We start from the raw sequence: 24,457 nt of genomic DNA on the forward strand, positions 1-24,457 counted from the left end.
CGCGCGCGCGGATTCGTCGCTTGCGACGATGCGCCCGCAGCCGGTCTTCGCCAGACTGCGTCCATGCCACGCACACTCTTCAGCCCCGAACACGACCAGTTCCGCGACACCGCGCGCCGCTTCATGGAGAACGAGGTCGCACCCCGACTCGCCGAGTGGGAGGTGCACGGCACCTTCGACAGCGCCATCTTCGCGCGCGCAGGCCTGGCCGGCCTGCTGTGCCCGACGGTGCCCGAGGCCTACGGCGGTGCAGGCGCCGACATTCTGTGTTCGATGATCGTGCTGGAGGAAGGGGCCGGCCACGGCAACTTCGGCCTGGCGTTCTCCATGCACTCCGACATCGTCACCAGCTACCTGCTGCGCTTCGCCAGCGAAGCACAGAAGAGAACCTGGCTGCCGCGCATGGTCCGGGGCGAGGCCATCGGTGCGCTGGCCATGACCGAGCCCAGCGGCGGTTCGGACGTGAAGGCGATCCGGACCGTGGCCGTGCGCGACGGCGACGACTACCTCCTCAGTGGCAGCAAGACCTTCATCACCAACGCCACGGTGTGCGACCTGGTGATCGTGGTGGCCAAGACCGATGCGGCAGCCGGGGCACGCGGCATCAGCCTGTTCCTGGTCGATATGACACTGCCCGGCATCACCCGAGGCCAGCCGCTGCGCAAGGTGGGCCTGAAGGCGCAGGACACGGGCGAACTGTTCTTCGACCAGGTGCGCGTGCCGGCCAGTGCCATCCTGGGCGAGCTCGACCAGGGCTTTGGTCACCTGATGGAGGAACTGCCCTGGGAACGACTGCAACTGGCGGTCTCGGCCGTGGCGGCCTGCGAAGCCGCCTACGCGCAGACCGTGGCCTATGTGCGCGAGCGCCGCGCCTTCGGCCAGGCGGTCGGCGATTTCCAGAACACCCGCTTCGTGCTGGCCGACCTGAAGACCGAAATCACCATCGGCCGCGTCTTCGTGGACCACTGCATGGCGGCCTGCCTGCAACGCGAGCTCGATACCCAGACCGCCTCCATGGCCAAGCTGTGGTGCAGCGAACTGCAGGCCCGGGTGATGGATGCCTGCGTGCAACTGCACGGCGGCAACGGCTTCATGGCCGAGTACGCCGTCGCCCGCGCCTGGGTGGACGCCCGCGCCCAGCGCATCTATGGCGGCACCAACGAGATCATGCGCGAACTGATCTCGCGCCGGCTCTGAGAGCCTGTTCACGATCTACAAGCGGTCCGTTCCCCCCAAATCGTCGTTCCCGACGAGGACACCGGCACGCCCGGGCGGCAGAGTCGGGGGCATGAACGAAGCCTACATTCTTGACGCCGTGCGCACGCCGCGCGGCAAGGGCCGCGCCAGCGGCGCACTCCACGAAATCGGCCCGGCTCGCCTGGCGGCCGGCATGCTCACCGCCTTGCGGGAGCGCAACGGCTTCGAGCCGGAGCGGGTCAACGACGTCATCCTCGGATGCGGCGAGCCCTCGCTCGAGCAGGCCTCCGACGTCGCCAAGGCGGTGACCTTCGCCGCCCCCGGTTTCTCGCACGTCCCGGGCATCCAGATCAACCGCTTCTGCGGCTCCGGCCTGGAAGCCTGCAACTTCGCCTCGGCCATGATCATGGCCGGCCAGGCCGACCTGATGATCGGCGGCGGCATCGAGAGCATGTCGCGCGTGCCGATGTTCGTGGGCGGCGGCGCCTGGGTCACCGACCCGCAGATCACCATCCCCAACCGCATCGTGCCGCAGGGCATCTCGGCCGACCTGATCGCCACGCTGTACGGCTACAGCCGCCAGGACGTGGACGCCTACGCCGTGGAGAGCCAGCGCCGCGCGGCCGCCGCGTGGACCGAAGGCCGGTTCGCGCGCGGCATCGTGCCGGTGCGCGAGACCAACGGCATCACCGTGCTGGACCGCGACGAGCACGTGCGCGGCGACACCACGCTGGCCTCGCTGGGCAAGCTCGAACCCTCGTTCACCGTGATGGGCGAGAAGATGGGCTTCGATGCCATGGCGCTGCAACGCTACCCGCAGATCGCCGCCATCGATCACGTGCACCACGCGGGCAATTCCTCGGGCATCGTCGACGGCGCCGCCGCCGTGCTGCTGGCCAGCGCGGCCATGACCGAGCGCCTGGGCGTGAAGCCGCGCGCGCGGGTGCGCAGTTTCGGCACCGTGGGCACCGAGCCCACCATCATGCTGACGGGGCCCGCGCCAGCCGCGCGTGCCGCGCTCAAACGCGCCGGCATGGATGCGAAAGACATCGATCTTTTCGAATGCAACGAAGCCTTCGCCGCCGTGGTGCTGCGCTTCATGGACGACCTGGGCGTACCGCACGACAAGGTCAACGTCAATGGCGGCGCCATCGCCATGGGCCACCCGCTGGGCGCCACCGGCGCCATGCTGGTGGGCACGGTGCTCGACGAACTCGAGCGCCGCAACCTCGCCACCGGCCTGATCACGCTGTGCGTGGGCGGTGGCATGGGCTCGGTGATGGTCATCGAACGCGTCTGAAGCAAGGAACTGGAATGATCGACTACCGCATCGACGCCGACGGCATCGTCACCCTCACCATCCACGTGGCCGACCGGCCCATGAACGTGCTCAACCACGCCTCCATCGCGGCTTTCGACGCCGCGGTGAAGAAGGCCATTGCCGACCCCGCTGCCCGGGGCGTGATCGTCACGTCGTCGCGTCCCGAGTTCGTGGCCGGTGGCGACCTCGACCTGATCCGCCACATCCGCACGGCCGAAGAATCGTTTGCCGCCGGAGGACCGTTCAGCCGGACGCTGCGCGCCCTGGAGACCTCGGGCAAGCCTTTCGTGGCGGCGATCAACGGCACGGCGCTGGGCGGCGGGCTGGAGATCTGCCTGGCCTGCCACCGCCGCATCGTGGCGGACGACCCGAAGATCCAGTTGGGCGTGCCCGAAGTGACGCTGGGCCTGCTGCCCGGCGCGGGTGGCACGCAGCGCCTGCCGCGCATGATCGGCATCAAGGCCGCCCTGCCCTACCTGCTCGAAGGCCGCAAGGCCGACCCGGCCAAGGCGCTGGAAGCGGGCATCGTGGACGAGGTGGTGCCCGCCGCGCAATTGCTGGAGCGCGCACGCGCCTGGCTGCTCGGCGACGGCGCGAAGTCGGTCGTGAAGCCCTGGGACGGCAAGAACTTCAAGTTCCCCGGCGGTGCCCCGCAGAGCGCCGGGCCGACGCAGATCTTCTTTGCCTCGGGCGGCGCACTGCTGGCCAAGACCCAGGGGCTGCACCCGGCGCCCGAGGCCATCCTGGCCTGCGTCTACGACGGCTGCCAGGTGAACATCGACACCGGCTTGCGCATCGAGCAGCGCCAGTTCGCGCGCCTGGCCACGTCGCAGGCCACCAAGAACATGATCCGCACGCTGTTCTACGACCTGGGCGAAGCCAACCGCCTGGCCGGCCGACCCAAGGACGTGCCGGTGCGCAAGTTCAGCAAGGTCGGGGTGCTGGGCGCCGGCATGATGGGTGCGGGCCTGGCGCACGTGAGCGCGCTGGCCGGCCTGGACGTGGTGCTGCTGGACACCACGCTGGAGTCCGCCGAAAAGGGCAAGGCCTACGGCGCAAAGATCCTGGACGCCCAGGTGGCCAAGGGCCGGCTCGCGCAGGCGCAGCGCGACGCGACGCTGGCCCGCGTGAAGGCCACCACCGACTACGCCGATCTGGCCGGCTGCGAGATCGTGATCGAGGCGGTGTTCGAGGACCGCACCGTGAAGGCCGAGGTCACGCGCCGCGCCGAAGCCGCCATGCCCGCCGACGCGATCTTCGCCACCAACACGTCCACCCTGCCCATCACCGGTCTGGCCCAGGTGTCGTCGCGACCGGCGCAGTTCGTGGGTCTGCATTTCTTCTCCCCGGTGGAGAAGATGCCGCTGGTGGAAGTGATCCGCGGCGAGCACACCAGCGAAGCCACCATCGCGCACGCGCTGGACTTCGCCAAGCGCATCCGCAAAACACCCATCGTGGTCAACGACTGCCCGGCCTTCTACGCCAACCGCGCGTTCGGCATGTACGCCTACGAGGCGATGACGCTGCTGGGCGAGGGCGTGAACCCCGCGCTGATCGAGAACGCCGGGCGCACGGCAGGCATGCCCATGCCGCCCCTGGCGCTGATCGACGAGTTCTCGGTGGAGCTGCTGCACAAGGCGCTCAAGCAGGCCCGCATCGACCAGGGCGCGAACTACCGCGAGCAGCCGCAGGACGGGGTGATGGATGTCATGGTGGAGCAACTCGGCCGCCTGGGCCGCAAGGTGGGCCAGGGCTTCTACGACCACCCGGCCGAAGGCGGCAAGCGCCTGTGGCCGGGCCTGGCCACGCACTTTCCACTGGCCAGCGAGCAACCGACGCTGCAGGAGGTGCGCGATCGCCTGATGTACGCGCAATCGCTGGAGGCCGCGCGCTGCGTGGCCGAAGGCATCGTGACCGAGCGCGACGCCGACGTGGGCTCGCTGCTGGGCTGGGGCTTCCCCTCGGTGCTGGGCGGCGTGCTCGGGCAGATCGACACGGTGGGACCGGCGCGCTTCGTCGAGGCCTGCGACGCCATGGCCCGGCGCCATGGCGAGCGCTTCGAAGTGCCACCCGCGCTGCGCGAGCTGGCCGCGCGCGGCGGCTTCTACCGTGCCACCTGAGCCTGGCGCGCGCATGACCGGCGAAACACTGCAGTACGCGGTGGCGCAAGGGGTTGCCACCATCACCCTGAACCGGGCGGAGCAGCTCAATGCCATGACGCTGGTCATGATCCACGAGCTGGCCGCGCTGATCGACCGCGCCGACACCGACGACGATGTACGCGCGATCGTGGTCACCGGTGCCGGCCGCGCGTTTTGCGCGGGTGCCGACCTCGCCGGCAGCGAAAGCCCGTTTGCCAGCGGGCCCGCTCCCGGCACGCCGCAGGCGCCCGAGCCGGATGCGGGCGGCGTCCTCACGCTGCGCATCCACCGTTGCCGAAAACCCGTCATCGCGGCCATCAACGGCTCGGCCGCCGGCGTGGGCGTGACCATGACGCTGGCCATGGACGCGCGCTTCGCCGCCGAGGGCGCGCGCTTCGCCCTGCCCTTCGTGCGCCGCGGCATCGTGCCCGAGAGCGCATCGAGCTGGTTCCTCCCCCGCATCGTGGGCCTGGACCGCGCGCTGGACTGGTGCCTCAGCGGCCGCACCTTCGACGCGCCCGAAGCGCTGCAGGCCGGCCTGGTTCGCGCGCTGCTGCCCGCCGCAGACGTGCTGCCGGCGGCCCAGGCGCATGCCCGCGCGCTCACCGAAGGCACGGCACCGGTGTCGGTGGCGCTAACGCGCCAGTTGCTGTGGCGCATGGCGGGAGCCGCCGATCCGGTGGAAGCGCACCGCGTTGAGAGCGCGCTGCTGGACTCGCGTGCGCGCAGCGCCGACGTGCGCGAGGGCGTGGCGAGTTTTCTCGCCCGGCGCGCTTCGGTCTTTCCCGATCTGCCGTCGACCCATCTGCCCGACTGGCCCGAATCCACCCACACCCACGAGCCCACCGAATGAGCCGCCCACCCCTGCCCGAAGCGCTGCGCCGCACCCGACTGCCGGTGATCGCCGCTCCCCTGTTCATCGTGAGTTCGCCCGCACTGGTGGTGGCGCAATGCGCCGCCGGCATCGTGGGCTGCCTGCCCGCGTTGAACGCCCGCACCAGCGCCCAGCTCGACCAGTGGCTGGGCGAGATCACCGCGGCCCTGGCCGCGCACGACCGGAAGCACCCCGACCGCCTCTCGGGCCCGCTGGCGGTGAACCTGATCGCACACCGCAGCAACGCGCGGCTCGACGACGACCTGGCCGTGCTGGCGCGACACCGCGTGCCCATCGTCATCACCTCCATGGGCGCACGCACCGACATCAACGACGCCGTCCACGGCTGGGGCGGCATCGTGCTGCACGACGTGATCACCGATGGCTTCGCCCGCAAGGCCATCGACAAGGGTGCCGATGGCCTGATCGGCGTGGCGGCGGGCGCGGGTGGCCACGCCGGCACGCGCAGCCCTTTTGCGCTGGTGCAGGAGATCCGCGCCTGGTTCGACGGGCCGCTCGCGCTCAGTGGCGCCATCGCCACCGGTCGCAGCATCCTGGCCGCGCGCGCCCTGGGCGCCGACTTCGCCTACATCGGCTCGGCGTTCATCGCGACGCATGAGGCCAACGCATCGGACGGGTACCGCCAGATGCTGGTGGACAGCACCTCCGACGACGTCGTCTACACCGACCTCTTCTCGGGTGTACACGCCAACTACCTCAAGCCCTCGGTGCGTGCGCAGGGCCTGGACCCCGATCGCCTGGACGGCCTGCCGCGCAGCGCCGTGGACGCCACCGGTGGCAAGGCCTGGCGCGACATCTGGGGCGCGGGCCAGGGCATCGCCGCCATTCGCGACGTGAGCGCCACGCAAGCGCTGGTGGAGCGACTCGCGCAAGAATACGAACAAGCCGCCAATGACCTGGCCCAGGATCACGCGGCAAGACAGGAGACCATTTCATGACCCCCCACATCCCGGCCATCGACCCGCGCTTCCACACGCTGGGCGACCTTTGCCGTGTGCACGCGGCCCGCCGCCCGGACCACCCTGCCCTGGTGTTCGAGGACCGCACGACGAGCTGGGCCGCGTTCGATCGCCAGACCAACCAGGTGGCCCAGCAGTTGCTGTCGGCCGGCCTGGCACCGCAGAGCCGCATCGCCTACCTGGGCAAGAACTGCGACCGCTTCTTCGACGTCTACCTCGGTGCCGCCAAGGCCCGCATGGTGCTGGTGCCGGTGAACTGGCGCCTGGCACCAGAGGAAATCGCCTTCATCCTCAAGGACGCCGAGGCGCGCATCCTGTTCATCGGCGCGGACTACCTGCCCTTGGTGGAGGGCCTGCGCCAGGCCGTGCCCGACCTGCAGGTGGTGATCGCCATGGACGGCCCGCACCCGGGCTGCCTGACGTTCACCGAGTGGCGCGACGCAGGCGGCGCATCCGACCCGGCCTTGCCGGCCGACAGCGAGGAAGTGGCGCTGCAGCTGTACACCTCTGGCACCACCGGCCTGCCCAAGGGCGCCGAGCTGACCCACCGCAACACGCTGTCGGCCCTGTCGTACGCCGCTGCCGGCCACCTGGGGCGCTGGACCCAGGACGACGTCTGCGTCGTGCCACTGCCGCTGTTCCACGCCGGCGGCGTGAGCTACGGCATGAACGCGCCCTACGCGGGTGCCACGCTGGTGCTGCTGCGCGAGGCGCAGCCCGCCCTCATCCTGGAAGCACTGGCCCGCCACCGCGTGACCAAGCTGGGCCTGGTGCCGGCGGTCATGCAGTTCATGCTGGACCACCCGGACTGTGCCAAGGCCGACTTCTCGCACCTGGACTGCATCACCTATGGGGGGGCGCCGATCCCGCCGGCGCTGTTGCGGCGCGCGGTGCAGGTGATGGGCCCGGTGTTCCTGCAGATGTTCGGCATGACCGAGTCCGCCACCCTGGGCACCGCGCTGCAGCCACGCGACCACAACCCGGCCCAGCCCGAGCGCCTCTCTTCCTGCGGCCAGGTGCTGCCGGGCGTCGACCTGCGCATCGTCACGCTGGACGGACGCACGGCGCTGCCGGGCGAATCCGGCGAGGTCCTGATCCGCGCACCCAGCATCATGAAGGGCTACTGGAAGCGCCCGAGCGAGACGGCGCAGGTGCTGCGCGATGGCTGGTACCACACGGGCGACGTGGGTTACCTGGATGCCGAGGGCTACCTTTTCATCCAGGACCGGCTCAAGGACATGATCATTTCCGGCGGCGAGAACATCTACCCCGCCGAAGTCGAACGCGCGCTGGGCGATCACCCGGCGATCGCCGAATCGGCGGTGATCGGTGTGCCCGATCCGAAATGGGGCGAGACGGTCAAGGCGGTGGTGGTGGTGCGGCCCGGCCAGCAGCTCACCGAAGCGGAGGTGATTGCTTTCGCCCGCGGCAAGATTGCGGCCTACAAGTGCCCCAAGAGCGTGGACTTCGCCCCCGTGCTGCCGCGCAACCCCTCGGGCAAGCTGCTCAAGCGCGTGCTGCGCGAGCCGTACTGGGCCGGCCAGGCGCGCCGCGTTCACTGATGACGGGTCGCCTGGCGGGCAAGGCCGCCATCGTCACGGGTGCCGCCTCCGGCATCGGCCGCGCGATCGCCCTGAATTTCCTGGAGGAAGGCGCGCAGGTGCTGGCCGTGGATCGCGCCGCACCCGGGCTGGGCGATCTGCCCGCCCACGCGGGGCTGCACACCCTCGTGCAGGACGTGACAACGGACGGCGCGGCCCGCCGCATCGTGGCCGAAGCCGTGGCGGCGTTCGGGCGGCTGGACATCCTGGTCAACAACGCGGGCAAGGGCCCGGCCACGCCCCTGGCGCAAACCAGCGACGGCGAGTGGGACCGCTGGCTCGCGCTCAACCTGACCAGCGCTTTCCGCCTGTGCCGCGACGCCCACCCGGCGCTGGCGCTGTCGGGAGGCTGCATCCTCAACATCGCGTCCACGCTGGGGCTGCGGGGCTATCCGGGGCACGCAGCGTACTCCGCGGCCAAGGCCGGCATGGTCGGCATGACACGCAACGCCGCCACCGATTTCGCGGCCGATGGCATCCGCGTGAACGCCATCGCGCCCGGCGTGATCGTCACGCCGCTCACCGAAGCGGCGCTGGCCGACCCGGCATTTCACGCACGCACCGTGGGGCCCACACCGCTGGGCCGGGCGGGGCGGCCCGACGAGGTGGCACAGGCCGCCCTCTTCCTGTGCAGCCCGCAGGCCAGTTTCGTCACGGGCCAGGTGCTCGCGGTGGATGGCGGTGCGAGCAGTGCCGTGTACCACTCTGGAGGATGACCATGCTGCGTGCCGACGAATGCATTCCCCGCGACGCGGACGAGGCCCTGGTCCTGTCCTACTTCACCACGCTGATGCAGCGCGACCTCGACGCCTTCGAAGCGCTGTGGCAGGAGGACGCGGAACAGGTCATCCCCTTTCTGCCCGAAGGCTTCGGGCGCTTCGTGCCCGACACCATGAGCGGGCGCGACGCCATCATGGCGCACTACCGCGTGGCCTTCGAGAACCGCCGCGAGCACGTGTTCTGGATCGACGCCATCCACGCCATGCGCGAGCCGGGCAGCATCGTCGTGGAGGCGCACGCGCGCAGCCTTGTCGGTGAAACAGGCCGCGTCTACGAGAACCGCTACGTGTGCTTCTTCGAGATCCGCAACGGCCGGCTCGCCCGTTTGAAGGAGTACGTGAACCCGCTGGCCTTCATGAAGGCGTTTGGCGGCGGGTTCGATGCCCACCGCTGAAGCGGCGGGTGCCAGGCCGTTTCAGGCGATGGCGCCAGCGCGGCCGAAATAGTGATCGGCGATCACCGGGTCGCTGGCGAGCGCGTCCGCAGCGCCCTGGTGCACCACGCGGCCCTGTTCCAGCACCGCCGCGCGGTGCGCGGTGGCCAGCGCCAGCTTGGCGTTCTGCTCCACCAGCAGGATGGTCAGGCCCTGCTCGTTGAGCCGCTGCAGGGCGCGGAACACTTCCTTGACGATCACCGGCGCCAGGCCCAGGCTGGGTTCGTCGAGCAGCAGCACCTTGGGCCGGCCCATCAGGGCGCGGCCGATCGCCAGCATCTGCTGCTGCCCGCCCGAGAGTGAGCCGGAGAGCTGGTTGCGGCGTTCGGCCAGCACCGGGAACAGCGCGTGCACCTGGTCCAGATCGGTCTTGTCACTGCCGCGAATACCGGCCGCCTGGCGGCCGAGCTCGAGGTTCTCGGCCACCGTCAGCGGCGCGATCACGCGGCGGCCTTCAGGCACCTGGATGATGCCGGCGCGGGAGCGCTTGTGCGCCGGGATGCGCGCGATCGGCTGGCCCTCGAAGAGGATCTCACCGACGGCGGGCACGATGCCCGAGATGGCATTGACCAGGCTGGACTTGCCGGCACCGTTGGGGCCGATCAGCGCGAAGATCTCGCCCTGGTTGACCGTCAGGTCCACGCTGCGCAGGGCCTGGATGCCGCGGTAGTGGACGTCGAGATGTCGTATCTGGAGCATGCAGTGAATCTCCTTCAGGCGCCGAGGTAGGCCTCGACCACCACCGGGTCGTGCCCCACGGCTTCGGGGGCGCCCTGGGCGATGAGCCGACCGGACGCCAGCACATACAGATGGGAACACAGCGACATCACGAAGCGCATGTTGTGCTCGATCAGCAGCACGGCCACGCCGTCATCGGCCACCTTGCGGAAGATGTGCGCCAGGCTTTCGGCCTCGGCGTCGTTCATGCCTGCCACGGGCTCATCGAGCAGCAGCACCTTGGGCCGGGTGGCCAGGGCGCGCATCATCTCGATGCGCCGCTGGTGCCCGTACGACAGCGCGCCGGCGCGGTGGTCGGCCAGGTCGGTCATCTCGAAACGCGCCAGCAGGCGCATGGCCTCGTCGCGCATCTGCCGCGCTTCGGCGCGGGCCGACGACAGGCCCAGCAGGTTGGCCCAGAGGCTGGTCTTTTCGTGGCGATGGAAACCCACCAGCACGTTGTCGATGACGCTCGCATCGGGCACCAGCCGGATGTTCTGGAAGGTGCGCGCCACGCCCGCACGCGCCAGCTCGGGCGCCTCGGCCTTGGAGACGTCCTGCCCGTCGAGCAGCACACGGCCCTGCGTGAGGTGCAGGATGCCGGTGATGAGGTTGACCACCGTGGTCTTGCCTGCCCCGTTGGGCCCGATCAAGCCTGTGATCTGGCCGGCCGGCACTTCCAGGCTCACACCGTCCACCGCCGGCACACCGCCGAAGTGGCGCGCCACGTTTTCGAGCACGAGGGTAGCGGTCACTGGGGAACCTTCGCCCTGCGGGCTGCGGTGCGAGCTTGCTTGGGAACGGCCCGGCGCTGCGCTCATGACTGACCTCCCGCCGGGACGGCCACCCGCGCGAGCCGGCGTCTCAGCCGCCGATCCTTGACGCGGGCGATGACGGTGTCGGCCAGTCCGCGTGGTAGGTAGATGATGACGAGCATCAGCAGGATGCCCTGGACCACGGCGCGGTAGTCGGCAAAAACACGGAAGAGCTCCGGCAGCGAAGTGAGCACGAGGGCCCCCACCAGCGCGCCCCAGACCGTGGTGCGCCCGCCCAGCACCACCATGGCCAGCGCCGCAACGAGCAGGGCGAAGCCGTAGTCATGCGGCGTGATGCTGTAGCTGCTGATGGCATGCAGGCCACCGGACAGGCCGGCCAGCGCGCCCGAGAGCACGAAGGCGATGCGGTGGTAATAAGGCACCGAGATGCCGAGCGACACCGCCACGGTCTCGTCCTCGCGGATCACGTCCAGCGCGCGGCCGAAGCTGTAGCGCCCCATCATCACCAGGAACACGACGACGGCGACCACGATCGTGAGCAGGCTCCAGGTGCTGGCGGCGTGCGGAATGCTGTTCACGCCCATGGGACCGTTGGTGAGCGAGACCCAGTTCTGTGTGACCGTGAGCACGATCTGCACGAACGCCAGCGTGGCCACCGCCTGGAACACGCCGCGCAGGCGCGAGAGCGGCAACGCCAGCAGCGCGCTGACCAGCGTGCCCAGCATCATGCCGATGATCACCGACAGCCAGGGGTTCCAGCCCAGCTTGGTGGTCAACAAGGCGGTGCAGTAGGCACCCAGCGCGGCGAAGCCGGCGCTGCCGAGCGAGAAGACGCCGGCACGCAGCACCACGTACTGGCTGGCGGCCAGCAGCATGTTGACCAGGATGTGGTCGAACAGGGACTGGTAGGTATTGAGAAAGTTAAGCATGGATGACCTTCGTGCTTCGCACTGCGGTGCGAGCCCGCTTCGGAGCGGCCGAGCGCCGGCTCATGGAATGACCCCCACGCTTGTCACTTCGTGTACTGCGCTGCCCCCCGAGGGGGTTTTCGCCACTTGGGGCGGCCCGGCGTGTCTCATGCGCGTTGCACCCGCATCGCCGCCGTGGGCTGACCGAACAGGCCGGTGGGCTTGAGGATGATGACGACGAAGAGGGCGCCGAAGACGATGGCTTCGGCTGCGCCGGAGGAGATGTAGGCCACGCTGAGCGTCTGCACGATGCCGATGGCCATGCCGGCGATCAGCGCGCCGGGGATGCTGCCCAGCCCCCCCAGGATGATGATGACGAAGGCGCGCAGCAGCAGAGGCTCGCCCATGGCGAAGTGCACCGAGTTGAAGACCAGGCCGATCAGCACGCCAGCCATGCCCGCCAGCGCACCGGAGATGAAGAACACCTGCATGTTCACCGGCCCGGGGTTGATGCCCAGGAGGCGCGATGTCTGCTCGGCGTACGCGACCGAGCGGATCTGAAGACCGAAGCTGGTTCGGTAGAGGTACCACACCAGGCCGACCACCATGACCACCACCAGCACCATGATGACCAGTTGCAGCAACTGCACGCGCATGCCCAGGAAGCTGAAGAAGACGATGGGAAAGGCGTCGAACGGGAACCGCATGATCGCCGTGTTCGACACCTTCTGGGCAATGGAGAGCAGCACCAGGTCCGCGCCGATGGACGACACGATGGCCGAGAACTCCGGCCCGCCGCGCCGGCGCAGCGGCCTGAACGCCAGCAGGTCCAGCATGACCGAGACGACACCGCCCGCCAGCATGCCCAGCAGCAGCGCCACATAGATGGGCGCGTCGAGCACCAGCATGGCATAGAGCCCGGCGAACGCACCCCACATGAACACCGAGCCGTGGGCCATGTTCATGATGTGGTTGACACCGAACAGCAGCGTGAAACCGAGCGCGAACAGCCCGTAGACGCTGCCGACCACGATGCCGTTGAGGAGTTGTTGCATCAGCATGGCGCCGAGCATAGGAGGAGGCACGATGCCGGTATGTCCCCTTGAGGTGGGACGGGTTTGCCCGACGTCCCGCCCCAGGGGGACTGACCCCGACCGGCCCGGGAGCTACCGTGGAACTCTGTCTGACCGACCGCCAGGACATCCCATTGCGCCCGCTCTCCACCGACGCGTCTTCCCAGGCCCAGGGCCCGACCACACCCGCCAGCGAACGGTTCGACCCGTTCGAGCCCGGCTACGTGCAGGACCCCTACGCCACGCTGGCCGAGTTGCGCGCCAGCGAGCCGGTGTTTTTCTCGCCCGCGATCGGTTCCTGGGTGGTCACCCGGTTCGAGACCGTCAAGGCCGTCCTGCGCGACACGCAGCGTTTCTCGGCCATGCTGGTCTCCGATCCGCTCAAGCCGCTGTGCCCGCATGCGCGGGGCATCATTGTCGACTCGGGTTTCAACGTGCCGCCGCTGCTCGTCAACAACGACCCGCCGAGCCACACGCATTACCGCGCCTTCTTCGGCACACCGCTCACGCGCGAGCGCATGGCGGCCCTGCGGCCGTTCATCGAACGCACGGTGGACGCCTACCTGGACCGCCTGGTGGCCGGCCCCCGGCCTGCCGACCTCGTGGCCGGGCTCACCTGGGACGTGCCGGCGCTGGTGCTGTTCCAGTTGCTGGGCGTGCCGGCCGAGGACGTCGCCCGCGTCAAGGACTGGGCGTCCAGCCGCGTGGTGCTGACCTGGGGCCGCCCCACCGACGACGAGCAGGTGCAGCTGTCCACCGGCGCGGTCGAGTACTACCAGTACGCGCATGCGCTGGTGCAGCGCAAGGTGGAAGCGCCGGGGGACGACTACATCAGCGACCTGATCCGCCTGCGGGCCGGCGACGACACCCTGGCCACACTGCACGAGATCGGGGCCATCGCCTTCAACCTGCTGTTCGCCGGCCACGAGACCACCTCGAGCGCGGCCATCAACCTCTTCAAGGCGGTGCTGCCGCAGCGCGAGCTGTGGGCGGCCATCGGGCGTGGCGAACAACCCGTGGGCCCGGTGGTGGAGGAATCGCTGCGCGTGGACCCGCCGGTGCAGGCCTGGCGGCGCCAGGCCCTGCAGGACGTGACGCTGGATGGCGTGACCATTCCCGCCGGCGGTCGACTGCTGCTGATGTTCGCCGCCGCCAACCACGACCCCCAGCAGTTCGCGCAACCCGATCTGTTCATCCCCGCACGCCGCAACGCGCTGCAGCACGTGACCTTCGGCACCGGCGCGCACTTCTGCCTGGGCGCACCCCTGGCCCGCCTGGAGCTGGAGGTGATGGCGCAACGCCTGGCCCGGCGCCTGCCCAGCCTGGACCTGGTGCGTGGCCAGGAACTCCCCTACACACCCAACACCTCGTTTCGCGCACTGCGCAGGCTGATGGTGACCTGGTGACAGAATGACCCGACCCGAGACCACACCCATGCGATTCCCACGACTGCCGGTCGACGACGAGCTCGAGATCCGCAACCTCTTCGCCCGCTACGGCCACCTGGCCGACGCCGGGGATCCTGGATTCATCGAGCTCTTCACCGAAGACGCCACCTGGACGCGCGAGAACTCGCCGCCCGCCTCCATGGGTGGCTCCGGGCTGCCACCCGAGACGATCGGCCGCGACCAGCTCGGTGCGCTGATGACGGAAGTCATGCAGAAGAAGTTTCGCCAGCGCATGCACCACCAGTTCACCGACTTCTACGTCGAACCCGGCGCGAACGCCGACGATGCCCTGGGCCATGCCCGCGCACTCATCACCGACTGGCGCGACGGCCCCGGCAAGTTCTCGATGTTCGGCAAATACACGGTGCGCTTCGCACGCACCGCCGACGGCTGGCGCATCCGCTCGGCCAGCGTCTATGTGCTGCCCGACGGGCAATAAGGAAAACACGATGAACACCGCCACCGCATCCCTCGTCGACGTTCCCGATGCCCCGGTCCTGGACGAGGACCCGTTCTCGGACGAGAACCTGGCCAACCCCTACCCGCTGTTCGAGCGCATGCGCGAACTCGGCCCCGCCGTCTTCATCCAGCCGCACGGCTACTACGCCGTGGGCCGCCACGCCGAGGCCGGCATCGTGGCGAGCGACTACGCGCGCTTCACCACCGCCGGCGGCGTCGGCATGAGCGACATCCGCAAGCCCGGCGCCTGGCGCGCGCGCAGCCCCATCACCGAGGTGGACCCGCCCGAGCACACGCGCGTGCGCGCCGCGCTTCAGAAAATCCTCTCGCCGCTGGTGGTGAAGACCTGGCGCGACGCCTTCGAACAGCGCGCGCAGGAAGTGGCCGAAGCCGCGCTGGCGAAAGGCGAGATCGACGGCGTGGCCGACATCGCCGAGGCCTTCGTACTCAGCGTGTTCCCGCAGGTGCTGGGCGTGGCCGTGCCCCCCGAGCGCATCAAGCAGACCGGCGAACTCAACTTCAACCAGCTCGGCCCCAACAACGCGCGCCTGCAGGCCGCCATGGAGAAGACCGCTCCGCTGATGGAGTGGTACGCGCAGGTGCTGCAGCGCGAGCACATGCTGCCGGGCGGCTTCGGCGAGCGCATCTACCAGGCCGAGGACGCGGGCGAATTCGACCCGGGCACCGCGCCGCTGCACGTGCGCTCGTTCTTTCGGGCTGGTGTGGACACCACCATGGCGGGCATCGGCTCCACGCTCAAGCTGCTGGCGGAGAACCCCGATCAGCTCGCGCTGGTCCGGCAGGACCCTGGCAAGCTGATCAAGTCGGCGTTCGAGGAAGCCCTGCGGCTGGAGTCGCCCGCCCAGGTGATGTTCCGCGCCACCACGCAGGACCTGGAACTGGGTGGCGTGAAGCTGCGCGCGGACACCAAGGTCGGTTACCACATGGGTGCGGCCAACCGCGATCCGCGCCAGTGGACGGAGCCCGACCGCTTCGACGTGACGCGGCAGACCACCGGTGTGCACCGCGCCTTCGGCCATGGCGCGCACGTCTGCATCGGGCAGATGATCGCGCGGCTGGAAGCAGAGTCCATCCTGGGCGCGCTGCTGCGCCGCGTCACCGCCATCGAACCGGCCGGTACCGCGAGCTGGCGACCCGTGAACACGCTGCGCACGCTGGACACGCTGCCACTGCGCCTGCGCGCCTGAGCACGGCACCCGTGTACTTCGAACTGGTGCTGGGCGCGACGCCCGACCCCGGCCCTGTGCCCCGGTCGGCTTCGTGCCTCGGCGCCTGGCGGGTGATGGCGGGCGCGCCCGTTCCAGGCGTGGTGATGCTGCACCGCTGGAACCAGCTGAACGAGCGCGAGGCCGCCATCGCCGCCGGCACGCACCCGCTGCACGCCCTGCCCGGTCGCCACGAGGTCGCGATCTACGGCGCGAGCCCGGCCTGGCAGGCCGCCCGGCGCGAGCAGGCGCTGTCTGCCGCAGCGGTGGTCGAACTGCGCATCCAGCGCGTGCTCAACGGCCACGCCGCAGAAGCCGCGCGGGTGATGGGCGAATCCACGCTGCCGCTGCTCCAGGCCATGGACGCGCAGGTGCTGGGCGTGTTCGACCTGCTGCTGGGCGCGCACCGCCCGCGCATGGCCACCTTCCTGGCTTGGCCGGACCTCGCCACACAGCAACAGGCCTGGGCACGCCTGGACGTGGAGCCGCGCTTCTGGCGCCGGCGGGACGAGGAGCGCGCGCGACTGCGCCGGCGCCTCTTCGGCGACGAACAGACGCTGCTGCTCACGGCCCTGCCCGGCGGTGAACCCCAGCCGAACTTCGGGGTGGTTGCATGAGCGCCCGCCCGGCCGTTCCGAAGGGCGCTCGCGCCGCAGTGCGCAGCACGGAGGGTAGTCCAGTGAAAGCACAAGGCTTGTGGGAACTGCGCCTCTACGAAATGCTGCCGCGCCGCCTGCCCGACATGCACCACCAGTTCGCGCGCGAGGTGCCGCCCCTGTTCGAGCGTGCGGGCGTTCCCGCACCCCTGGCCTACTGGGATTGCTTCGCCGGTCCGATGACCGCCATGCTGGCCTACATCCTGCACTGGCCCGGCCTCGACGAGCGCATGGCCGCCTGGGGCCGCTTCTACGCCGACCCGCAGTGGTGGAAGCAATACGAGGATGCGCACGGCGGCGAACAGATGCTGGAGCGTTCGCACGTGCTGGTGCTGCGCGCATCGCCCGCCTGGTCGGCCACACCAACGGGCGCGCCCCTGCACACCGGTCTGCACGAACTGCGCATGGTGGACCTGCTGCCGCAGGCGGCTGAAGCAGCGCACGACGCGCTCGCGCAGGTGGACCTGCCTTGCATCGAGGCGCAGGGTGCGCAGGTCCTCGGCCTGTTCGACCAGGTCATCGGCCAGCACCTGCCACGCGCCGTGGCTCTGCTCGCCTGGCCCGACCTCGCCACGCGCGAAGCGGCCTGGGCTGCGCACGCGGTGGACCCGGCGGTGCAGGCCGCGCGGGCGAGCGAACGGAAGACCCATGGCACGGCGCTCGTCGGCAGCGCAGAGGCATTCCTGCTGCGCCCGGCGCCTTACGGTGCGCGCTGGACCGGCGCCTGAGGTGATTCATCCGGAGTAACCCTGAGGTCGCTGCCACCGTCTGGCCGCTGGTCCCCGCACAAGGGGACTGACCGCCAGCAACGCCCTTTTGATACTGGACCCCGACACGGCACACACGCGCCGGTCCCACCGCACACATCCAGGAGACAACCATGGCTATTCGTCGCAGGCACACCCTACTGGCCGCCGCGCTCATCGCGGCCGCGCCGCTCGTCTTTGCCCAGGGCAAGGACATTCCCGTCGGCGTGTTCAACGCCATGACCGGCACCTACGCGTTCGGCGGCGTCCCCATCCAGAACGCCATGAAGCTGGCGCTGGAGGAAGCCAACGCGGCAGGCCTGCCCGGCGGCAACAAGTTCAAGATCTTCGAAGGCGACACCGCCGGCGAAAAAGGCCAGACCATCAGCCTGGTGAACCAGTTCATCAAGCGCGACAACGCGATGCTGATCATCGGTCCCACCACCAGCGGCGAAGCCCTGGCGGGCGCGCCTGTGGCCAACGAACTGAAGGTGCCCATCCTGGCCATCGGCAGCTCTCCCGGCATCCCTGCCACGGGTCCCTGGGCCTTCAAGATCCAGGCCACCCCCGTGGACATCATGAACTTCCTGGGCAAGCTCGCGGTGGAGAAGCAAGGCGTCAAGCGCATGGTCACCATCATCGACCAGAGCAACGACGGCTACGTGGGCCAGAAGGACGCGCTCATCGCCTACATGAAGGGTGCTGGCGCCACCATCGTGGCCGACGAGAAGTTCGTCTCCACCGAGAGCAACTTCCTGGCGCTGGCCACCAAGGTCTCCTCCATGCAGACCGACGCGATCTTCATCGCCGCACCCGCCGAGGTCGCTGCCAACCTCATCATCCAGATCCGCCAGGCGGGCCTGGACCCGAAGGTGAAGATCTTCGGCCCCAGCACCTTCGGCTCGCTGGGCTTCATCAAGGCCGGCGGCAAGGCCGTGGAAGGCACCTACGTGGTGTCCGACTATTCACCCAACAGCACCTCGCCCCAGAACCAGGCGTTCGTGAAGGCCTATCAGGCCAAGTACAAGTCGATGCCCGACAACTGGGCGGGCATGGGCTACGCGCTGGCCACCGTGGCCGTGCAGGCGGTGCGCAACGCCGGGCCCAACCCGGACCGCCAGAAGATCCGCGACGAACTCGCCAAGCTGAACAACGTATCGATGGTGCTGGGCAACGGCACCTGGAGCGTGGACGAGAAGCGCAACCCGTCCTATGGCGGTGTGCTGCTGCAGGTGAAAGACGGCACCTTCGTCAGCATCCAGTGATGCCGCGCACACTGCCCGAGGCGCTGTCCTTGCAGGGCCGCCGGGCCCTGGTGACCGGTGCCGCCAGCGGCATCGGCCAGTCGGCAGCCGTCTGCCTGGCATCGCTGGGCGCCGAGCTGGTGCTGACCGATCGCAGCGCGCTGGAAGAGACGGCCGAGCTGGTGAAGGCGGCCGGCGCTGCGGCGCCGCGCTGCATCCAGGGCGATTTCACCGACGATGCGGTGCAGCAGTCGCTGCTCGCCCAGGGCCCCTACTTTTCACTGGCGAGTGCCGCTGGCGTGTTCGGCGGTGCGCCGGGCATGAGCCCACAGGAGAGCTTCGACTTCGTGATGGGCATCAACGTGCGCGCCACGATGAAGCTGGCCAGCGCCTGCGTGGACCAGATGATCCGCGAGCGCGAAGGCTATGTGGTGCTGGTGGGATCGACCGCGGGCCGCAACGGCGGTGGCCTGCCCAACGACTCGCAGGAGTACGCCGCCTATGCGGCCTCCAAGGGCGGCGTGCACACCCTGGTGCGCTGGCTGTCGCGCCGCGCCGTGGGCCACGGGGTCCTGGTCAACGGGGTGGCGCCCGGCATCGTGGCCACGCCGCTGTCGGCCACGCTGAAGGTGGACACCAGCATCCTGCCCATGAAGCGCATGGGCCGCCCCGAAGAACTGGGCTGGCCCATCGCGATGCTGTGCACGCCGATGGCCTCGTTCACCAGCGGTGCCATCCTCGACGTCAACGGCGGCATGTTCGTCGGCTGAGCCGCCGAAGTGGCCCTCAGGCGGTCATGCCGCCATCGACGTTGTAGACGGCGCCGGTGACGATGCTGGCCTGTGGGGACAGCAGCCAGAACACCAGGTTGGCCACCTCATCGGCGCTGGCGGCGCGCTTGAGCGGCTGGTTCAGGAAATGCTGTTTCAAGGCCGCCTCGGCCTCGGCCTCGGTGCGCCCGTCCACCCGGAAGGTGCTGCGCAGCAAGGGGGTGTCGATGGGCCCCGGGCAGATCACGTTGATGCGGATGCCGTGGGGCGCGAACTCCAGCGCTGCCTGCTGGGTCATGCGGATCACCGCCGCCTTGGACGCGCCGTACACACCCAGGCCGGCTTCGGGCCGGCTGCTGCGCTGGCCCGAGACCGAGGCGGTGTTGACGATGGCGCCCTCGCCCTGCTCGCGCATCACCTTGCCCACGGCCTGCATGCCCAGCAGCATGCCGCGCACGTTGACGGCAAAGATGCGGTCGAAGTCGTCCATGCCGAAGTCGAGCAGCGACGACTGCGGCCCCACGATGGCGGCGTTGTTGTGGAACAGGTCGATGCGGCCGAAGCGCTGCACGGCAGCCTGGGTGTAGCGCTGCACGTCGGTGGCCTGGGCCACGTCGGCCTGCACGCCGATGGCGCGCGCGCTGTCCATGCCCTGCAAGGCCTGTTCCATGGCGGCGGCGTCGCGGTCGACAATGACCACGTTGGCACCGACGCCGAGCAGCTGTTGGGCCAGCGCCAGGCCCACGCCGCTGGCGCCGCCGGTGATGACCGCGGTCTTGTCCTGAAAGGGATGGGTGCTCATTGAAGTTCCACGGGGAGCGCCTCCGGGGCGCGGAAGACGAAGGTGTGCATGTGCCGGGCCTCGTCGGGCTCGCGCAGCCGCATCTTCGGGAAGCGTTTCGAGAACTCCTCGAACACGATCTTCATCTCCAGGCGCGCCAGCGGCGCGCCCAGGCAGAAGTGCACGCCGTTGCCGAAGGTGAGTTGCCGGCGCGCGTTGGCGCGTCCGATGTCGAACTGGTGCGGATGCTCGAACACGGCTTCATCGCGATTGGCGGACGCAAAGGACAGCACGATGGGCGAACCTTCGGGAATCGTCACGCCGCGGATGTTGACCTCCTGCAGGGCGACGCGGCGCCAGCCGATCACAGCCCCGGCGAAACGCATGCCCTCTTCCACCGTGTTCGCGCCCAGCGAAGGTTCGGCGCACAGGCGCTGCCACTGGTCGGGGTGCTGCAGCAGGCTGCGGAAGGTGTTGGTGAGCTGGTTGGTGGTGGTCTCGTGCCCGGCGAAGGCCACGCCGAAGGTGTGGTTGGTGGCCTCGGCCAGCGTCATCACGCGGTCGTCGCCGTTGCGGATGGCGAGGATGCGGCTGGTGAAATCGTCGCGCGGCTGCCGCAGCCGGTCTTCCACCATCCGCCGGCAGTATTGCCAGTAGGCCACGAGGTTCCTGGCGCCCTCGATCTGCTGCTCGTACGTGGCCGGGCTGAAGTCGATCACGCTGCGCGTGCCGGCCCATTTCTTCACGTCCGGAATGTCCGAATCGGGAATGCCCAGCAGCTTGAAGACCACCATGGCGGGCAGTTCGTAGTTGAAGTCGCGCAGCAGGTCCACGTCGGTCTGGCCATCGATGCGGTCCAGGGCCTCGGCCACGAGCCGGCGGATGTGCGGCTCGAGCTGGATGAACTCGCGCAGGTTCAGCACCTGCTGGGTCACGCCACGGATGCGCCGGTGGGTCTCACCGTCCAGACTGGAGTGGCTGCCGGTGGGTGCATAGCCGCCGTCCTGCAGGATCTTCTGCGCGTCCGCGTGCATGGGCGTCACCGGCCGCGTGGTGTTCTGCGAAGAGAAGCGCACGCCGTCGTGCAGCACCGCGTGCACATCTTCATGGCGGGTCAGCACCCAGTAGCCGATCTCCTCGCACCAGAACACCGGCTCGTCGCGCCGCAGCGCTTCCAGCGCCGCATGCAGCTCGGGGCCGTAGTAGGGCTTGAAGCCGATGCCGGGGCCTCCCGTGTGGAAAGGGCAACCTGTGGATGTGTTCATGGGCGTCAGCGCATGAAGAGACCGCCGTTGACGTCGAGCGTGGCGCCCGTGACGAAGGCCGCACCTGGCGACACGAGGTAGCTCACCGCGGCGGCGATTTCCTCGGGCACGCCGATGCGACCCAGCGGCACGCTGGCGGTGCCCAGGTACTTCTGGCCCTGCTGTTCGGGCGGCACGGTCTGGTGCAGCATGGGCGTGTCGATGGGACCGGGCGAGATGGTGTTGACGGTGATGCCCAGCGGCGCGGCTTCGCGCGCAGCGACCTTGGACAGCGCCAGCACCGCGCCCTTGGAGGCGCTGTAGGCGGCACCACTCTGCAGCCCGCCGATCTGGCCGGCCAGCGAAGACACGGTGATGATGCGGCCCTGCTCCACCGGCTGGCCATTCGCCCGGCGCAGCATCTCGCGCACGCACAGGAAGCTGCCGCGCGCGTTCACCTGCATCACGGTGTCCCATTCGGCCAGCGTGATGTCGGTGGTGGGCAGTCGGCCCGGCGTGGGGCTGGTGCTCAGGATGCCGGCGAAACAGGCGAGCACGGCCACCGGGCCGAGTTGCGCCTGCACGGCGTCGAAGGCGGCGCTCACGCTGGCTTCGCTGGTGACATCCATGGCCAGGCCGATGTGCCCGCTGCCGCTCAGTTGCCGGGCAGCGGCGGTGGCCGCGTCGGCCTTCAGGTCGGCCACGGCGATGGTCAGGCCGTCGGCGGCGAGGCGATGGGCACTGGCCAGGCCCAGGCCGCTGGCGCCGCCGGTGATGAGTGCGATGCGCATGGTTGGTTGCTAAGGTGTTGCGGGGTCGGGGTGCGCGCGGGTCCAGCAATCGACCAGCGCGTCGCTGATGTACGAACTGGACGTCTGGCCGCCGTCCACCGCCAGCACCTGGCCGGTGACGAAGCCGGCGTCGTCGCTGCACAGGAAGGCGGCGGCACCGGCCACCTCTTCGGGCAGGCCCGGCCGGCCCATCGGGGTGGTGCCGACGATGGTGGCCTGGAACCTCGCGGTGTTCAGGCGGTCGCGCGTCAGCTCGGTGGCGATGACGCCGGGTGCGATGGCGTTGACGCGGATGCCCCGGTCTGCGTAGTCGGCGGCCAGGTTGCGCGTGAGCCCGATCACACCGGCCTTGGCCATCGTGTAGACCGCACTGCGGCGGTAACCCGACAGGCCCAGCGTGGACGCGATGTTGCACACCACGCCCCGGCTCTCGAGCAGCGCCTCGAAGCAGGCCCGCGTGATGCGGAAGTTGCTGCGCAGGTTGATGTCGATCCACTTGTCGTAGTCGGTATCGCTGGTCTCATGGAAGGGCGGGCAGTTGCCCAGCCCGGCGTTGTTCACCAGCACGCGGATGCCACCGAACGCCTCGATGCAGGCGTCGGCAATGCGCCGCGGCGACGCCTGCGCGTTCACATCGACCTGCAGCGTGCGCAGCGTGGGCGAGCACGGGAGCGTGGCCAGGGTGGTGGCGTTGATGTCCACCGCCAGCACCTGCGCGCCTTCGTCGTGCAGGCGCAGCGCGATGGCCCTGCCAATGCCGGAGGCCGCGCCGGTCACGATGGCGGGGCGCCCGTCGAAACGTTTCACGCCACTTCCCACACGTCGTACACCGGGCCGTCGGGCTCGCGCGTGCCGGTGCCGATGGCCACCTTGTCGTTCAGCCAGGCCAGCCGGGGCGCGGCGGTTTCGAACTGCACGACGACGCGGAAGTAATCCGCGCCCACGGGAATGGGTTCGCGGTTCACGATCTTGCGCATGATCTCGGGCGTGGGGCCGTTGCGGCGGCCGTTGTAGGTCATGTAGACCAGTTCGCCCTGCGTGGTCTCCAGCACCAGCCGCACGTCCAGGTGCAGGCCGCCGTCGGGCCGCTCCAGCACCACGTCGGCACCGCCGGGCAGCACTTGGCCGCTCAGCCGTTCACCTTCGAAATGGCCGCCGCTGACCACCATCACGCGGCGCGTGAAACCGTGCGGCACGGCGCCCACCAGTTGCGGCGGGGCGGTGACGATGGCCTTGATGCGGAACAGCGGCGTGAGCGCGATCGGTGTCATGGGCGCCTTCAGTCGTAGCGTTTGCGGACTTCCTGGATCATGCGGATCAGCTCGGTCGGCACGTCCTTGCCCTCGGCCTTGGCCTTCTCCTTGCAGTCCAGCCACAGCTTGAGGTCGGCGTAGCCTTTTTCGGTGTGGCGGTTCCACTCCTTGTCCAGCGGCGTGGTGATCTCCAGGCGGATGCCGGCCGGGTCGTGGAAATAGATCGACAGGATCATGCCCTTGTGATCGGTGGGCCCGATCACCTCCACGCCGTTGGAAACGAGCCACTCGTGCCAGCGCACCACCTCCTCGCGGTCCCTGGCCTGCAAGGCAATGTGGTTGAAGATGTCGTAGGCCGGGTGTGTGCTCTTGGCCGGTGCGGGAACGCCCGGGGCATCGAAGAAGGCCAGCGTGGAGCCATCGCCCATGCGGAAGAAGATGTGGAAATAGGGAATCTTGTCGCCCGTGGAAGGCACGTGGTCGTCAAAGACCGTGCTGGCCAGCTCCATGCCCATGATGCGGGTGTAGAAGTCGGTGGTGGCGGCCACGTCGTGCGTCACCCACGCGGCGTGGTTCAGCATCCGCGGCGTCAGGCCGGGGTTGGGTTTGGCGCCTGCGGGGCGCAGTTGGCTCGGTGCAGCGGCTTGCATGGGTTATCTCCAGTTGAAAGGGGTCCGCAGGCTCTCAGAGCTGCGGGTCGGCAATGCGGACGCAGATGCCGTCCAGGGCATCTGCCATCACGATCTGGCAGGCCAGGCGGCTGTGGGGCTCGCGGGGCATGGCGGTGTAGTCCAGCATCTGGCTCTCGGTGTCGCCGAGCGGGGGCAACCGGTTGGCGAAGGCCTCATCCACCACCACGTGGCAGGTGGCGCAGCTCATCACGCCGCCGCAATCGCCCACGACTCCGGGGACGCCATGGCCGGTGGCGGCCAGCATCAGCGAGGTGCCGCTGGCCACGTCGAGCTCGGTGCGCTCACCGTTGGAATGCAGGTAGATGACCTTGGGCATGGCTTGTCGTCGTTTCGGGGTTCTTGAGAG

Annotated in this window: 26 protein-coding genes; 15 read left to right on the top strand and 11 right to left on the bottom strand. The window is 69.3% G+C overall.

Annotation, left to right across the window (positions count from 1 at the left end; all coding sequences use genetic code 11):
* Positions 1-63: 63 nt before the first annotated feature.
* From ACTIF6_RS16210 to ACTIF6_RS16245, 8 genes are all read left to right on the top strand, one after another.
* Positions 64-1,197 (top strand): acyl-CoA dehydrogenase family protein, encoded by a 1,134-nt coding sequence (locus ACTIF6_RS16210; protein ID WP_439588960.1) that lies wholly within the window; start codon positions 64-66, stop codon positions 1,195-1,197.
* Positions 1,198-1,288: 91 nt separating this feature from the next.
* Complete coding sequence (locus tag ACTIF6_RS16215) at positions 1,289-2,497, top strand: acetyl-CoA C-acetyltransferase (RefSeq protein WP_439588961.1); 1,209 nt, start codon at positions 1,289-1,291, stop codon at positions 2,495-2,497.
* 14 nt (positions 2,498-2,511) lie between these two features.
* Positions 2,512-4,638 (top strand): 3-hydroxyacyl-CoA dehydrogenase NAD-binding domain-containing protein, encoded by a 2,127-nt coding sequence (locus ACTIF6_RS16220; RefSeq protein ID WP_439588962.1) that lies wholly within the window; start codon positions 2,512-2,514, stop codon positions 4,636-4,638.
* 13 nt (positions 4,639-4,651) lie between these two features.
* The gene (locus tag ACTIF6_RS16225; protein WP_439588963.1) at positions 4,652-5,512 is read left to right on the top strand and encodes an enoyl-CoA hydratase-related protein; all 861 of its coding nucleotides are present in this window, start codon (positions 4,652-4,654) and stop codon (positions 5,510-5,512) included.
* On the top strand, positions 5,509-6,492 hold the full coding sequence (locus ACTIF6_RS16230) for an NAD(P)H-dependent flavin oxidoreductase (RefSeq protein ID WP_439588964.1): 984 nt from the start codon (positions 5,509-5,511) through the stop codon (positions 6,490-6,492). Before ACTIF6_RS16225 ends, ACTIF6_RS16230 begins: the two co-directional genes overlap by 4 nt.
* On the top strand, positions 6,489-8,075 hold the full coding sequence (locus tag ACTIF6_RS16235; RefSeq protein WP_439588965.1) for a fatty acid--CoA ligase: 1,587 nt from the start codon (positions 6,489-6,491) through the stop codon (positions 8,073-8,075). Before ACTIF6_RS16230 ends, ACTIF6_RS16235 begins: the two co-directional genes overlap by 4 nt.
* The gene (locus ACTIF6_RS16240) at positions 8,075-8,830 is read left to right on the top strand and encodes an SDR family NAD(P)-dependent oxidoreductase (RefSeq protein WP_439588966.1); all 756 of its coding nucleotides are present in this window, start codon (positions 8,075-8,077) and stop codon (positions 8,828-8,830) included. Before ACTIF6_RS16235 ends, ACTIF6_RS16240 begins: the two co-directional genes overlap by 1 nt.
* Positions 8,831-8,832: 2 nt before the next feature.
* Complete coding sequence (locus tag ACTIF6_RS16245) at positions 8,833-9,288, top strand: nuclear transport factor 2 family protein (protein ID WP_439588967.1); 456 nt, start codon at positions 8,833-8,835, stop codon at positions 9,286-9,288.
* A gap of 21 nt (positions 9,289-9,309) precedes the next feature.
* Here ACTIF6_RS16245 and ACTIF6_RS16250 read toward each other — a convergent pair whose 3' ends face one another.
* The 4 genes from ACTIF6_RS16250 to ACTIF6_RS16265 all read right to left on the bottom strand — a co-directional run bounded on the left by ACTIF6_RS16250 (position 9,310) and on the right by ACTIF6_RS16265 (position 12,783).
* Positions 9,310-10,026, bottom strand: coding sequence for an ABC transporter ATP-binding protein (locus ACTIF6_RS16250; protein ID WP_439588968.1), 717 nt, complete (start codon positions 10,024-10,026; stop codon positions 9,310-9,312).
* A gap of 14 nt (positions 10,027-10,040) precedes the next feature.
* The gene (locus tag ACTIF6_RS16255) at positions 10,041-10,799 is read right to left on the bottom strand and encodes an ABC transporter ATP-binding protein (protein ID WP_439588969.1); all 759 of its coding nucleotides are present in this window, start codon (positions 10,797-10,799) and stop codon (positions 10,041-10,043) included.
* Between the two features lie 62 nt (positions 10,800-10,861).
* Positions 10,862-11,749, bottom strand: coding sequence for a branched-chain amino acid ABC transporter permease (locus tag ACTIF6_RS16260; protein WP_439588970.1), 888 nt, complete (start codon positions 11,747-11,749; stop codon positions 10,862-10,864).
* A gap of 146 nt (positions 11,750-11,895) precedes the next feature.
* The gene (locus tag ACTIF6_RS16265) at positions 11,896-12,783 is read right to left on the bottom strand and encodes a branched-chain amino acid ABC transporter permease (RefSeq protein WP_439588971.1); all 888 of its coding nucleotides are present in this window, start codon (positions 12,781-12,783) and stop codon (positions 11,896-11,898) included.
* 116 nt (positions 12,784-12,899) lie between these two features.
* Between ACTIF6_RS16265 and ACTIF6_RS16270 the strand changes: the two genes are divergently transcribed.
* From ACTIF6_RS16270 to ACTIF6_RS16300, 7 genes are all read left to right on the top strand, one after another.
* Positions 12,900-14,207, top strand: a complete 1,308-nt coding sequence (locus ACTIF6_RS16270) for a cytochrome P450 (protein WP_439588972.1) — start codon at positions 12,900-12,902, stop codon at positions 14,205-14,207.
* Positions 14,208-14,235: 28 nt separating this feature from the next.
* Positions 14,236-14,688, top strand: coding sequence for a nuclear transport factor 2 family protein (locus ACTIF6_RS16275; protein WP_439588973.1), 453 nt, complete (start codon positions 14,236-14,238; stop codon positions 14,686-14,688).
* Positions 14,689-14,698: 10 nt separating this feature from the next.
* Positions 14,699-15,916 (top strand): cytochrome P450, encoded by a 1,218-nt coding sequence (locus tag ACTIF6_RS16280; protein ID WP_439588974.1) that lies wholly within the window; start codon positions 14,699-14,701, stop codon positions 15,914-15,916.
* An 11-nt stretch (positions 15,917-15,927) separates the two neighbouring features.
* Complete coding sequence (locus ACTIF6_RS16285) at positions 15,928-16,551, top strand: hypothetical protein (protein ID WP_439588975.1); 624 nt, start codon at positions 15,928-15,930, stop codon at positions 16,549-16,551.
* Positions 16,552-16,613: 62 nt separating this feature from the next.
* Complete coding sequence (locus ACTIF6_RS16290; RefSeq protein WP_439588976.1) at positions 16,614-17,318, top strand: NIPSNAP family protein; 705 nt, start codon at positions 16,614-16,616, stop codon at positions 17,316-17,318.
* Positions 17,319-17,470: 152 nt separating this feature from the next.
* Positions 17,471-18,601: an ABC transporter substrate-binding protein gene (locus tag ACTIF6_RS16295; RefSeq protein ID WP_439588977.1), complete on the top strand. Its 1,131-nt coding sequence runs from the start codon at positions 17,471-17,473 to the stop codon at positions 18,599-18,601.
* Positions 18,601-19,350: an SDR family NAD(P)-dependent oxidoreductase gene (locus ACTIF6_RS16300; protein ID WP_439588978.1), complete on the top strand. Its 750-nt coding sequence runs from the start codon at positions 18,601-18,603 to the stop codon at positions 19,348-19,350. The genes ACTIF6_RS16295 and ACTIF6_RS16300 overlap by 1 nt, the downstream gene beginning before the upstream one ends.
* Before the next feature lie 16 nt (positions 19,351-19,366).
* On the opposite strand, the gene ACTIF6_RS16305 is transcribed toward ACTIF6_RS16300, so the two are convergent.
* From ACTIF6_RS16305 to ACTIF6_RS16335, 7 genes are read right to left on the bottom strand one after another with little or no spacing between them, the layout of a single operon-like run.
* Complete coding sequence (locus ACTIF6_RS16305) at positions 19,367-20,152, bottom strand: SDR family NAD(P)-dependent oxidoreductase (protein ID WP_439588979.1); 786 nt, start codon at positions 20,150-20,152, stop codon at positions 19,367-19,369.
* The gene (locus tag ACTIF6_RS16310; RefSeq protein ID WP_439588980.1) at positions 20,149-21,396 is read right to left on the bottom strand and encodes a cytochrome P450; all 1,248 of its coding nucleotides are present in this window, start codon (positions 21,394-21,396) and stop codon (positions 20,149-20,151) included. Before ACTIF6_RS16310 ends, ACTIF6_RS16305 begins: the two co-directional genes overlap by 4 nt.
* A gap of 5 nt (positions 21,397-21,401) precedes the next feature.
* Positions 21,402-22,166 (bottom strand): SDR family NAD(P)-dependent oxidoreductase, encoded by a 765-nt coding sequence (locus ACTIF6_RS16315; protein ID WP_439588981.1) that lies wholly within the window; start codon positions 22,164-22,166, stop codon positions 21,402-21,404.
* 9 nt (positions 22,167-22,175) lie between these two features.
* Positions 22,176-22,973, bottom strand: coding sequence for an SDR family NAD(P)-dependent oxidoreductase (locus ACTIF6_RS16320; protein ID WP_439588982.1), 798 nt, complete (start codon positions 22,971-22,973; stop codon positions 22,176-22,178).
* Positions 22,970-23,437: a DUF3237 domain-containing protein gene (locus tag ACTIF6_RS16325; RefSeq protein WP_439588983.1), complete on the bottom strand. Its 468-nt coding sequence runs from the start codon at positions 23,435-23,437 to the stop codon at positions 22,970-22,972. The genes ACTIF6_RS16320 and ACTIF6_RS16325 overlap by 4 nt, the downstream gene beginning before the upstream one ends.
* A gap of 8 nt (positions 23,438-23,445) precedes the next feature.
* On the bottom strand, positions 23,446-24,069 hold the full coding sequence (locus ACTIF6_RS16330) for a VOC family protein (RefSeq protein ID WP_439588984.1): 624 nt from the start codon (positions 24,067-24,069) through the stop codon (positions 23,446-23,448).
* 34 nt (positions 24,070-24,103) lie between these two features.
* Positions 24,104-24,427, bottom strand: a complete 324-nt coding sequence (locus ACTIF6_RS16335) for a 2Fe-2S iron-sulfur cluster-binding protein (protein ID WP_439588985.1) — start codon at positions 24,425-24,427, stop codon at positions 24,104-24,106.
* Positions 24,428-24,457 lie beyond the last annotated feature (30 nt).

This window comes from Hydrogenophaga sp. (assembly GCF_051860785.1).
In the GTDB taxonomy this organism is placed as follows: Bacteria; Pseudomonadota; Gammaproteobacteria; order Burkholderiales; family Burkholderiaceae_C; genus Hydrogenophaga.